Raw genomic sequence first — 11,647 nt, forward strand, 5'->3', positions numbered from 1 at the left:
AAGTTCGCTTCGCTCTAGGACTAGAGAACGAAGGCGAAGACCAGGCCGAGGATGGCAAGGGCTTCGGTCAGCGCAAGGCCAAGGAACGCGATCGGCTGCAGGATACGCTGTGCTTCCGGCTGGCGTGCAACGCCGTTGATGTAGGCAGCGAATACGAGGCCAACACCGATACCACCGCCGATTGCGGACAGACCGTAACCTACGAGGTTGAGATTGCCTTCCATTTTTCTTCCTTTCAAGATGCCACCCATGTGGCAGGTTGTTTGGGTTGCTTCATCCCCGCGAGGGGAAGTCTGTGGTTGCCCCGAAGCTGCGCTTCGCCGGCGGGTGCCTAGTGGCTGTCGGCGTGCAGGGCGCCTTCGATGTAGATCGCGGTCAGCAGCGTAAAGACATAGGCCTGCAGGACCATGATCAGGGCTTCAAGCATGTACATGGCGATGGCGCCGGCGAGGACCAGGACCGAGGTGCCCTTCAGCAGGACGTTCTCCTGCATCACCAGGTATTCGATGCCGGATCCGGCGATCATCACGATCAGGTGGCCGGCGAGCATGGTGGCGAACAGACGGAGGCTGTGCGTCACGGGCCGGACGAGGAAGTTGGAGATGATCTCAATGGGGATCACGATCGGCAGGATGAACCACGGCACGCCCGAGGGGACGGTGGCCAGCTTGAAGTAGCGCAGGCCGTTCTTCTTGACGCCGATAACGATCCAGGTGAAGTACACCAGGCCGGCCAGAACATACGCTCCACCCACGTGCGAGAACGTGGGGAGCTGGATCACCGGGATAGCACCGTAGATGTTGTTGACCAGGATGAAGAAGAACAGGCTGAACAGGAGGGGAACATACTTGATGAAGTCCCTGCCGCCGATGATGTCCTTGGCAATTCCGTTGCGGACGAAGCCGTAGGCGGCCTCGCCGGCGAACTGGAGCTTGCCGGGTACCAGCTGCTGCTTGCGTGCAGCCAGCACGAAGAAGGTAGCGATAATTGCGACAGAGAGGAGGACCAGCAGCATCTGCTTGGAGAATCCTTCTGCGGCACCCCACGGCAGGATTGCCGGCAAATGCATTTCGTTAATACCAGGAGGAGTAAACTCTCCTGAATCTTGGGCCGGGAGCGCAAGCGCGATCAACGCGTTTCCTCTCTGCAGTGTCCATCATTGGGCGTTGGGCGGGGTCCGGCAGCATGAGCGCCTGCTGTTCCCCCTGTGAAATTATTTGGCACTATCTTTTCCGTCCTGGGACGGTGCGCTGGGAGCATGGAGCTCATCAGCATTTTTGCGGGAACTGGTGAGGCCATGCATGTGGGAAAGGTAGAAACCTCCGACGGCTCCGAGCAGAGCGCCTGCGAGCACAATCCAGCGCATTCCCCACAGATAATCCAGTCCCCACCCTATCAAACTCCAGACGATGATTCCGCCAACGATGTAGCTGAAGACAGCTATTCCAGCGTTGTAGCCGCCGTCGGTGTTATCGGCTGCGACTCCGGGCGCGGATACCCCGCGGATGGGTGCGGAGTGGTCCGCCTGCCCCCGTTTCCGTGTGTTGCGCATAGGGTTATTCCTTCCCCTCTGGATCGTTGTAGATCTGGAGGCGCGCCCTGCTGAAGCCGTGGATCTCCGCGGCCTGCCACAGGACCACCGCAACGACGGCGCCGATGACGAACCAGCGTCCGTGGAGCCACTCCGGGGCGCCGATGACGAACAGGACGACGGCGAAGCCAACTACCTTGATGAAGTACGTGGCCACGAACATCCCGATTGCGCCGGAAGGGTTCCCGCGTCCCACGAAGTGGCCAACGAGCAGGCTGATCCCGAAGAACAGCATGACCAGCAGGCCCCCGAGGGAACTGGAAGCCGCGCCGGTTGCTCCATTGAGGAGTCCGGCAGGAATGGCACAAAGCGCAAGTCCTGCTGCAGCAGCAATCGAGCTGCGCTTGAGCAGGTCCAGCCACAGCGAAGGGGTGGGACCGGAGGCGCCAACGTGTCCGTTGCCGGAGGCAGGTCCGGACTCGGCGTTGGAGGTCATTCGATCCCAATCGTCGGCACCACATGGCAGCTGGCCAGGAGGCAGGGGGTGGAGTGGCAGCTTGGGCTGCCCCTAAATTCTACACGAGATAGAAATAATTCAGAACCGGCGTTACGCCACGGTTTGCCCGTTGCCTCGGGACAGATATGGCCATGCGGTCACCAGCCCCATGACCAGTGTGGCGAAGATGTCGACGGCGAGAACCACCTGCCAGGGAAAGATGGCAAACGCCAGGCCGCCGAAGGAAAGCACCGCGGTCCAGAGATACATCAGGATCACGGCGGTTCTGTGGGAGTAGCCGATGTCAAGCAGCTTATGGTGCAGATGCCCGCGGTCGGCGGACCAGGGCGATCGCCCGCGGGCCGTGCGGCGGACCACGGCAAGGCCCAGGTCGAGCAGCGGCAGGAAGAGCACGGCGAAGGGAAGCAGGATGGGAATCACGGTGGAGATACCGTTGGCACGGTCATAGAGGCCGGAGGAGATCTGTCCCGTGGATACCACACCGGCCGAGGCCATGAGCAGTCCGATCAGCATCGCCCCCGAATCGCCCATGAAGATTTTCGAGGGAAAGAAGTTGTGCGGCAGGAAGCCCAGGCAGCCGCCCACCAGGACGGCGGTAATGAGGGTTGCCAGGTCCGAGTAGTCCAGCAGCACGGCGTTCCGGTGCACCCAGTAGGCGGTGAAGAAGAACGCGGTGCCGCCGATGATGGCCACGCCTGCGGCCAGGCCGTCCAGTCCATCAATGAAATTGAAGGCATTCATGGTGGTGACGATCAGCCCCGCCGTCAGCACCACACGGAGCATTCCGTCCTGGAGATAGATGGGTTCGGGCACCCAGGGGACGATGGTCATCTGGACACCCCAGATGGCCACTGTCAGTCCTGCGGCGCTTTGCCCGATCAGTTTCACCCACCAGCGGATGTCCAGGAGGTCGTCTGCCACGCCTACCAGGACGATCACGGCAGCGCCTGCCAGGACGCCCCATGGCGAGAAATTGTTCCGGTAGATGTCCCTGACGAAAAAGGACTGGCTGGCCACGACCAGCGCCACCAGGACGCCGAGGAAGATTGCCACGCCGCCCAGCCTGGAGACCGGGGTGGAATGCATGTCACGGCTGCGGATGGGCAGGTGCAGCTCCAGCCGGTGTCCCACGATGCGGGCACCCCAAGTGGCTGCGTAGGAGACGACGGCAGCCGTGAGCCCCATGAGCAGGTACATGATCATGGGACTGGAACCGTTTCGGGCGTGGTGTCGAAGCCGTTCAGCTGCGTCGGCAGCCGGTCCGTGGTGGGTGGGCTCACTGGCCGGGAATCTGTTCTTCGATAAATGAAACTTCTCCGTCGCCGAGCACGCAGCAGGCAGTGCGCACAGACTTACGCGCAGTGCCTTACAGGGCTGTATTACAGTGGACTCTAGTCAAAGATACTAGTGCCACCGGCACCATGGCTCCGCGCCACACGGGCGCACATCAGGCGGGGAACTCCCTGGCGGCCATGCTGAAAGGACCCCCATGACCCCCCGCATTGCGGTTGCCGCGGTGACGTTCGACCGGCCCAAGGAACTCTCCGTTCTGCTGGATTCGATCAACGCGCAGACCCGGCATGTTGACACTATTTGCCTGGTGGACAGCGGTACAACACCTGCACGCGCCGTGGCCGAAAAACACGGCAACGTCGACTACGTCCGGTCCGAAGCCAACCTTGGCGGCGCAGGCGGGTTTGCGCTGGCCGCCCTCAAGGCCGTGGCCAGCGGTGCGCGCTGGATCTGGATGATGGACGACGACGCCGAGCCCGCTGATCCCGAATGCCTCGCCACGCTGCTGCGCGAGGCCGAGGCACGCGGCCTCGAGGCCGTGGTCCCCCTTGTTACGGCACCCGGCCATCCCGACCGGCTGTCCTTTTTCTTCCGTCTTGACGGCAAGGTCACGCACGATCGGGCGGAGGTGGAGAAGCTCGGCTTCCTCCCGGCCGACGGCCACTTCTTCAACGGCGCGCTGATCCGCTCAGACGTGTTCTTCAAGGTCGGTTTGCCGGACATGCGGCTGTTCATCCGCGGCGACGAGGTGGATTTCACCATCCGCCTCCGCCAGGCGGGAATCCGCTTCGGGACCGTGACCACCACTTCCATCACACATCCGCACGCATTCTCGGAGACGCAGCATGTCTATGGCGCCCGCTGGCACGTCATCGTCCCCGACTCCGCCTTCAAGCGCTACTACTACTACCGCAACCGCGGCTACCTGATCCGCCGGTACTTCCGGGTGCGCTCTTTCGTGGCCGACGTCGGCGGGTACCTGGGCTACTTCCTGCAGCGCCGCGACCTGCCGGGCTTCCTGGGCTGGGCGCGTGCATTCGGCACCGGCCTGCGGGGCAAGGGCTTTGCCCCTTTGGAAGACCAGAAGTTCTAGCCGGCCCTGGTTCCGCCCTGCCGGCGCTCAGATTCAGCCTGCCGCTGCCTGTTCAGGCCTTGGCCTTCAGCCGGCGTGCTGCAAGGAGCCAGAGCAGGACCCATGGCTCACCCAGAACGCGGTAGGCCACACGGCGCGGATGCAGGAGCAGGCGCCAGGCCCACTCCAGTCCCATCCTGCCGAGCCACCGGGGCGCAAGCTTCTGGACTCCCGCCAACTGCTCGATCGCCCCGCCCACGGCACAGTACACAGCCGGCGGCATGTCACCCAGCCGGCGCTGCAGCACTTCCTCCTGCAGGGGCATGCCCAGGCCAAGCAGGACCAACTGCGGCTGTTCGCGGTGCAGCCAGGCAACGGCCGCTTCCTCCAGGGCAGGACCCCAGCCCTCCCCCGGAAAACCCGCTACGCGGGCGCCCGGAACGATTGCCTCAAGCCGCCGCACAGCCCCGGCGTTCGCTTCCGGCCCCGCGCCGACCACAGCAATCCGGTCCAGCCCGCGGACCTGGTCCAGGGCCGGCAGCCAGTCGGTGGAGCCCAGCCGGTAATCCATGACGGGGCCGTCGGCATTGCCGGTCCTCCCCCACAGCCACAGCACCGGCGCCCCGTCCAGGAGCACCACATCGCTTTCCTCGTAGAGGCGGCGGAAGCCGTCGTTGGACAAGGCGAGCGTGACGCTGTGCAGGTTGTGGCCCAGCACGGTGCGCGTGGAGCCTTCCGCAATGTAGCTGTTCAGTTCTGCAACCAGCTCGGAAACCCGCAGTGGAGTGGCATGGACGTCCAGGACGGGTATCTGCTGGCGGTCAAGCGCCATCAAGGCTGTGCGTTCCCGGCAGGAGCGCCGGGTTCTGCTTCTGTACCCGTCACCGCGGACGAGCCGGAAGAGGCGGGCAAGGACCCGGCGTCGTTCCCCTTATCCGAAGGTGCACCTTGCCCGGGTGCGGCGGATACCTCCGGTTCCTCCTCAGCCATGGGGATTTCGCCCAGGCCCAGGACGCCCGGGACGTGCTCGCGCAACCTGTCCAGGCTCACCGCCCCGTTGCGCACCACGCGCAGGATGGGGCCGGTGGCGTCCACGATGGTGGACGGGACGCCGGCTTCACCCTCCAGCGGTCGCGGCCCGCCCTCCAGGTACACCTCCACCGAGTCAGCCAGCTGTTCCCGTGCCGCTGCGGCGGTCTGGGCCGGAGCCTGGCCAGTGCGGTTGGCCGAGGAAACGGCAAGCGGTCCCGTCAGGGTCAGCAGTTCCAGGGCCACCTCGTCAGCCGGCATCCGGAGCGCCACAGTGCCTTTGGTTTCACCCAGGTCCCAGTCCAGCGACGGCTGGGCGTGCAGGATCAGGGTCAGGCCGCCGGGCCAGAAGGCCTCCGCCAGCTTGCGGGCCTCGGCGGACACCTCGGTGGCCAGGCCGTCCAGTGCGTTAATGCGCGGAATCAGGACGGGCGGGGGCATGGTGCGGCTGCGCCCCTTGGATACCAGCAGCATGGTGACGGCCTGCGGCGAGAACGCATCCGCGCCGATTCCGTACACGGTGTCCGTGGGGAGCACGACGCACTTCTTCTCGCTGATGGCACGCTGGGCATGTTCCAGTCCCCGTGCCCGTTCGTCGTCAGTGGTGCAGTCATAAGTTGTGGTCACTGGCCCATTCTTTCATTCGGTAGGGCCTGGTCCGCGAGCAGGGCGCTGGTGGCGCGCTCCTTGCCGTTGAGGTCCAGGTGCGTCGTGATGGTTGTCCAGGAGCCCGTCCTGGCAAGCATTGCGGCGATCCAGCCGGACTGGACTTCCGCGTGTTCCATGACGAAGTAGCCCCCGGGACGCAGCAGCCGGGCCGCGGAGGCGGCGGCCGCCGTCGGAAGTTCCATGCCGTCCGCTCCCCCGCCGTACAAAGCCTCCGGGGGGTCGTGCAGGGCTACTTCGGGTTCGTTGGGGATGGCTTCAGCGGGGATGTACGGAGGATTCGAAACCACGACGTCGACCGTGCCGTTGAGTTCCGGAAAGGCGTTGCGCAGGTCCCCCATGACAAGGTTGACGCCCAGCGGGGCGAGGTTTTTCGCAGCCCAGGCGTGCGCAAACGGGCTGAACTCGACGGCATGCACCTCGGCGCCCGGTACCTCATGCGCAAGGGAACCGGCGATGGCACCGGAGCCGGTCCCAAGGTCCACGATCCGGGGGTGGGGCATGTCCCTGACGTGGTCGATGGCCAGCTGGACCACTGATTCGGTCTCCGGACGCGGGATGAACACCCCGGGCCCCACGGCCAGTTCCAGGTAGCGGAAATGCGCCACCCCGGTGATGTGCTGCAGCGGGACGCGGCGCGCACGTTCGGCCACAAGGGCTTCGTAGCCTTCGGGCGCCGGCGTATCACCGAGCATCAGGGAGCGGAGCCGCCCCAGCCCGACGTTGAGGAGATGGTCCGCCAGCAGCTCCGCGTCCACACGGGGACTGGGGACACCGGCCTCGGCCAGTATTGCCGCGGCCTCGCGGACCGCCGCGGCCAGGGACTGGGAAGGCGCCGGGGAGGCGGGCTCAGTCATGCAAAGCTCCCGGTCAGTCGCCGATGGCGTCCAGCCGCGCCTGCTCATCCATCTCGATGGCGGACTGGATCACCGGTTCCAGGTCCCCGTTCATGACCTGGTCAAGGTTGTAGGCCTTGTAGCCGGTGCGGTGGTCAGCGATCCGGTTTTCCGGGTAGTTGTAGGTCCGGATGCGCTCCGAGCGGTCCATGGTGCGGATCTGGGACTTGCGCTGGGCAGAATTCTCGGCGTCGATCTGCTCCTGCTGGTGCGCAAGGATGCGGGCGCGCAGGACGCGCATGCCGGCTTCGCGGTTCTGCAGCTGGGATTTCTCGTTTTGCATGGCCACCACGATCCCGGTGGGAAGGTGGGTGATGCGGACGGCGGAGTCCGTGGTGTTAACGGACTGCCCGCCGGGGCCGGAGGAGCGGTAGACGTCGATCTTGAGGTCGTTCGGGCTGATTTCGAGCTCTTCCGGCTCGTCCACTTCCGGCAGGACCAGCACGCCGGCGGCGGAGGTGTGGATGCGGCCCTGGGATTCCGTAACCGGGACGCGCTGGACGCGGTGCACGCCGCCCTCGAACTTGAGCCGGGCGTACACGCCCTCGGCGGGGTCATTCGAGTTGCCCTTGACGGCCACCTGGACGTCCTTGTAGCCGCCAAGGTCGGACTCGGTGGCGGAAATGATTTCGGTCTTCCAGCCGCGGGACTCCGCGTACCGGGTGTACATGCGCAGCAGGTCGCCGGCGAACAGGGCAGCCTCGTCGCCACCTTCACCGCCCTTGACTTCAAGGATCACGTTGCGGGCATCATCGGGATCGCGCGGAATCAGCAGGCGGCGGAGCTTGGCGGCAGCAATCTCCAGAGCGGCTTCGAGTTCAGGCACCTCGGCAGCGAACTCAGGATCCTCCGAGGCCATTTCCTTGGCAGCAGCAAGGTCGTCCCGGATGCCTTCCCACCTGTGGTAGGCCTCAACAATGCCATTAAGCTGAGCCGAACGCCGCCCGAGCTTCCGGGCAAGCCGCTGGTCAGCATAAACAGCAGGATCCCCCAGCTGCGCCTGGATAGCATCATGCTCATCAAGCAGGCCCTGTACGGACTCAAACATTTTTCAAAACCTCTTTCGACTTGCACAAGTCTAGTAATGCGACAAGGTGGGTTAACGCCGAACCGCTCAAAATATGCCGGCCAGGGAGTGGCTTCGGGCTTGCCGGAGCTGGGTGGCCTGGGATCGTAGATCGCAAGCCACCCGGCGTAGGGGCGGGGCCGGCATATTTTGAGCGGTGAGCTCAGCTACTTGTCGTTATCGGACTTCGCACCAAGCGTCGTCTTCTGGACCTGCATGAGGAACTCGACGTTGCTCTGGGTTTCGCGGATCTTGTTGGTGAGCAGTTCAAGGCTCTGCTGGGTCTCGAGTCCGGAGAGGACGCGGCGCAGCTTCCACATGATCTTGACTTCTTCGGGCGAGAGCAGGTTTTCCTCGCGGCGGGTGCCCGAGGCGTTGACGTCCACGGCGGGGAAGATGCGCTTGTCGGCCAGCTGGCGGGACAGGCGGAGCTCCATGTTGCCGGTGCCCTTGAACTCTTCGAAGATGACCTCGTCCATCTTGGATCCGGTCTCGACGAGTGCCGTGGCCAGGATGGTGAGCGAGCCGCCGTTCTCGATGTTGCGGGCGGCACCGAAGAAGCGCTTGGGCGGGTAGAGGGCTGCGGAGTCGACGCCACCGGACAGGATGCGGCCGGAGGCCGGTGCCGCCAGGTTGTAGGCGCGGCCCAGGCGGGTCATGGAGTCCAGGAGGACCACCACGTCCATGCCCATTTCCACGAGGCGCTTGGCGCGTTCGATGGAGAGTTCGGCCACAGTGGTGTGGTCGTCGGCGGGACGGTCGAAGGTGGAGGCGATGACCTCACCCTTGACGGTGCGCTGCATGTCCGTGACTTCTTCGGGGCGTTCGTCAACCAGCACCATCATGAGGTGGACCTCAGGGTTGTTGGTGGTGATCGCGTTGGCGATGGACTGCAGGATGAGCGTCTTGCCGGCCTTGGGCGGGGAGACGATCAGGCCGCGCTGGCCCTTGCCGATGGGGGCAACGAGGTCGATGACGCGGGGACCGATCTTCTTGGGGTCGGTCTCCAGGCGCAGGCGCTCAGACGGGTACAGCGGAACCAGTTTGGCGAACTCTACGCGGTCCTTCAGCTCTTCCGGGGTCTTGCCGTTGACAGAGGTCACGCGCACCAGGGCGTTGAACTTCTGGCGGTTGGACTGCTGGCTGCGGTCTTCGCCGTCACGGGGTGCGCGGATGGCACCGACGACGGCGTCGCCCTTGCGGAGGTTGTACTTCTTGACCTGGGCCAGGGAGACGTAGACGTCGTTGGGGCCGGGCAGGTAGCCGGAGGTCCGGATGAACGCGTAGTTCTCCAGGACGTCCAGGATGCCGGCGACTGGCAGCAGGACGTCGTCTTCGGTGATCTCGACGTCGTCCACGTCGGGGCCCTGGTTGCGGCCCCGACGGCGGTCGTTGCGGTCGCGGAAGCGGTCGTTGCGGGAGTTGTCCCGGTCCTGGCCGCCGGAGCGGTCATTGCGGTCATTCCGGTCGCGGCGGTTCCGGCGGTTGCGGCGGCTGCCGCCGTCACTGTCGTCGTTGTCCCGGCTGCCTTCACGCTGGCCTGCATCGCGGCTGCCGCTGTTGTCACGGCCGCCGTCCGAGTCGCGCGAGGTGTTGTCGCGGCCGCGGGTGCGGCCGCCGTCGCGGCGTTCGGTGCGCTGGCCGGCGTCGCCCGTTTCAGTTGCGGGGGCTTCGGTGCGCTGTTCGCCCGAACGCTGCTCGCCTGAACGCTGTTCCGTGGCGGGCTGCTCCACCGGAGTTTCTGCCGGGGCCTCCTGGACGGCGGCGGCAGCAGCCTCGCTGCGGCGGCGGTTGCGGGTGCGGGGCTGGCGGCGCTCCTGGGCGCCTTCGGTTCCCTCCGTGGTTTCCGCAGGAGCAGCCGACGGCGCCTCAACGGTTGCGCCGGAAGGCGCGGCAGGGGTTTCCACGACGGGAGCTTCGGCTGCCGGGGCAACCACACCGTCACTGACGGCGCGGCGGCTGCGGCCGCGTCCGCGGGCACGGGTGCCCTCAGCGGCGGGAGCTTCGGCGGCCGGGGCCTCCGGAGCGGAAGCCGGTGCAGCTGAAGCCACGGCGGTTTCCGGAGCCCTTTCCGCTGCCTTTGCGGGGGCCTTGGCGGTGAGTGTTCCTGCACGGTGGGCGGAAATGGCCGAGACCAGGTCCCCCTTGCGCATGCGGGATCCGCCTGAGATACCGAGCTGGCTGGCCAGGGCCTGCAGCTGGGCGAGCTTCAGGCCGGCGAGGCCGCTGCTCTTGGCGGTTGCGGCCGGTGATTCGGCAGCAGAAGTTGTGTGTTCCACAGCTGGCGACAGCTCAGTGGTTTCGGTCACGAAGGATCCTTCCCCCTCGACGGCGTCCAGACTGGGAGCTGGGCGCGATGATTTGATCTGGGCTGCAGTTCAGATCTGCAGCCGGGATTTCGGCCTTGCCGGTTGGATTTCGGCCAGCAGGGCCGGATACTGATTCACCTTGCGCTGCGCCCAAGGCACAACGCCGGGCTGACGGTTCAGGGGCAGTTGGATGCTGCAGATTCCTGCGACAGACCAAGCAGGCGGCACCGGAATACATTCACAGTGGTAGATCAAATAGCAACTGAATGCAGGAGCAGATCAGATAGGCGGAATTACCGCCGGTGCAGTTCAACCTTAGCACCTTCGACGTCCACTGCCAGCTTCAGCACGCGCCAACCGATGTCCGGCGTGTTCTCCGCCGTATAGGCCTGGATGAAGGCGAGGGCGTGGACTGCCTGCTCCTCGCCGTTTGCCAGTACCAGGACGGTGGGCCCGGCCCCGGAAACCACTGCGGCATAGCCCGCTTTGCGGAGTGCGCCGATCAAGGCGGCACTGGGCCGCATGGCGTCGGCTCGGTAGCTCTGGTGCAGGTAATCCTCGGTGCCCGGCAACAGGAATTCGGGGTTCTGCGTCAGTGCGTGGATCAGCAGGGCGGCGCGGCCGGAGTTCATGGCGGCCGCATGGTGTCCCACAGATGCCGGCAGCAGGGCGCGGGCCGCTTCGGTGGACAGTTCAAAGTTGGGTACCGCCACGATGGGGATAACGGACCCGGCCACGGTGGCACGGGTGCTGCTGTACTGCTCACTGTCCTGCCATGACAGCGCCAGTCCGCCGAAAAGGGCCGGTGCCACGTTGTCCGGATGGCCCTCCAGTTCACTGGTGAGCTGGAGGATCCAGTCCTTCCCGCGCTGGTCTTCGGCCGGCACCATGGCATTGGCAGCCGAGACTGCGGCCACCACGGCAGATGCGGACGAGCCCAGTCCCCGGCCGTGCGGGTTGACGTTGTCGGCAACAACCTTCAGTCCGCCGTGCCGGTAACCCAGCCGCTCGAAAGCCGCGTCCATGGCGCGGACCACCAGGTGGCTGGCATCGCGCGGCAGGGTGTCAGCGCCCTCGCCGCGGAGCTCGAACACGAGGTCGTCCGTGTCGAGGCTTTCCACGGTGAGGGTGTCGTGCAGGGCCAGTGCGAGCCCAAGGCTGTCATAGCCGGGGCCGAGGTTGGCGCTCGTGGCGGGGACCCTGACGGTGACGCGCTGCCCCGGCTCAATCAGGTGCAGTCCGACCGCGGCCTGCGAGGTGGTGTCCAA

At 65.4% G+C, this 11,647-nt stretch carries 12 protein-coding genes; 1 reads left to right on the forward strand and 11 read right to left on the reverse strand.

Annotation, left to right across the window (positions count from 1 at the left end):
* Positions 1 to 20: 20 nt before the first annotated feature.
* The 5 genes from FBY36_RS00845 to FBY36_RS00865 form a co-directional block, all read right to left on the reverse strand.
* Positions 21 to 224 carry an ATP synthase F0 subunit C gene (locus FBY36_RS00845; RefSeq protein ID WP_142116906.1) on the reverse strand — a complete coding sequence of 68 codons (204 nt, stop codon included), beginning with the start codon at positions 222 to 224 and terminating at the stop codon, positions 21 to 23.
* 107 nt (positions 225 to 331) lie between these two features.
* Positions 332 to 1,132, reverse strand: a complete 801-nt coding sequence (gene atpB, locus FBY36_RS00850) for a F0F1 ATP synthase subunit A (protein ID WP_142116907.1) — start codon at positions 1,130 to 1,132, stop codon at positions 332 to 334.
* A gap of 81 nt (positions 1,133 to 1,213) precedes the next feature.
* Positions 1,214 to 1,552 (reverse strand): AtpZ/AtpI family protein, encoded by a 339-nt coding sequence (locus tag FBY36_RS00855; protein ID WP_142116908.1) that lies wholly within the window; start codon positions 1,550 to 1,552, stop codon positions 1,214 to 1,216.
* Between the two features lie 4 nt (positions 1,553 to 1,556).
* Positions 1,557 to 2,027 carry a hypothetical protein gene (locus FBY36_RS00860; protein ID WP_142031629.1) on the reverse strand — a complete coding sequence of 157 codons (471 nt, stop codon included), beginning with the start codon at positions 2,025 to 2,027 and terminating at the stop codon, positions 1,557 to 1,559.
* Between the two features lie 111 nt (positions 2,028 to 2,138).
* On the reverse strand, positions 2,139 to 3,251 hold the full coding sequence (locus tag FBY36_RS00865) for an MraY family glycosyltransferase (RefSeq protein ID WP_142116909.1): 1,113 nt from the start codon (positions 3,249 to 3,251) through the stop codon (positions 2,139 to 2,141).
* Between the two features lie 286 nt (positions 3,252 to 3,537).
* Here FBY36_RS00865 and FBY36_RS00870 point away from each other — a divergent pair, with 286 nt between their 5' ends.
* Entirely contained in the window at positions 3,538 to 4,434 is an 897-nt protein-coding gene (locus FBY36_RS00870) for a glycosyltransferase (protein WP_142116910.1), read from the forward strand.
* A gap of 52 nt (positions 4,435 to 4,486) precedes the next feature.
* Here FBY36_RS00870 and FBY36_RS00875 read toward each other — a convergent pair whose 3' ends face one another.
* The 6 genes from FBY36_RS00875 to thrB all read right to left on the reverse strand — a co-directional run bounded on the left by FBY36_RS00875 (position 4,487) and on the right by thrB (position 11,647).
* The gene (locus FBY36_RS00875; protein ID WP_142116911.1) at positions 4,487 to 5,245 is read right to left on the reverse strand and encodes a WecB/TagA/CpsF family glycosyltransferase; all 759 of its coding nucleotides are present in this window, start codon (positions 5,243 to 5,245) and stop codon (positions 4,487 to 4,489) included.
* Positions 5,245 to 6,069 carry an L-threonylcarbamoyladenylate synthase gene (locus FBY36_RS00880; protein WP_142116912.1) on the reverse strand — a complete coding sequence of 275 codons (825 nt, stop codon included), beginning with the start codon at positions 6,067 to 6,069 and terminating at the stop codon, positions 5,245 to 5,247. The genes FBY36_RS00875 and FBY36_RS00880 overlap by 1 nt, the downstream gene beginning before the upstream one ends.
* The gene (prmC, locus tag FBY36_RS00885) at positions 6,066 to 6,965 is read right to left on the reverse strand and encodes a peptide chain release factor N(5)-glutamine methyltransferase (protein ID WP_142116913.1); all 900 of its coding nucleotides are present in this window, start codon (positions 6,963 to 6,965) and stop codon (positions 6,066 to 6,068) included. The genes FBY36_RS00880 and prmC overlap by 4 nt, the downstream gene beginning before the upstream one ends.
* Positions 6,966 to 6,978: 13 nt before the next feature.
* Complete coding sequence (prfA, locus tag FBY36_RS00890; protein ID WP_142116914.1) at positions 6,979 to 8,052, reverse strand: peptide chain release factor 1; 1,074 nt, start codon at positions 8,050 to 8,052, stop codon at positions 6,979 to 6,981.
* A gap of 185 nt (positions 8,053 to 8,237) precedes the next feature.
* Positions 8,238 to 10,379: a transcription termination factor Rho gene (gene rho, locus FBY36_RS00895; RefSeq protein ID WP_142116915.1), complete on the reverse strand. Its 2,142-nt coding sequence runs from the start codon at positions 10,377 to 10,379 to the stop codon at positions 8,238 to 8,240.
* Positions 10,380 to 10,672: 293 nt separating this feature from the next.
* Positions 10,673 to 11,647 (reverse strand): homoserine kinase, encoded by a 975-nt coding sequence (gene thrB / locus FBY36_RS00900; RefSeq protein ID WP_142116916.1) that lies wholly within the window; start codon positions 11,645 to 11,647, stop codon positions 10,673 to 10,675.

The sequence above is a fragment of the Arthrobacter sp. SLBN-122 genome (assembly GCF_006715165.1).
Classification (GTDB): domain Bacteria; phylum Actinomycetota; class Actinomycetes; order Actinomycetales; family Micrococcaceae; genus Arthrobacter.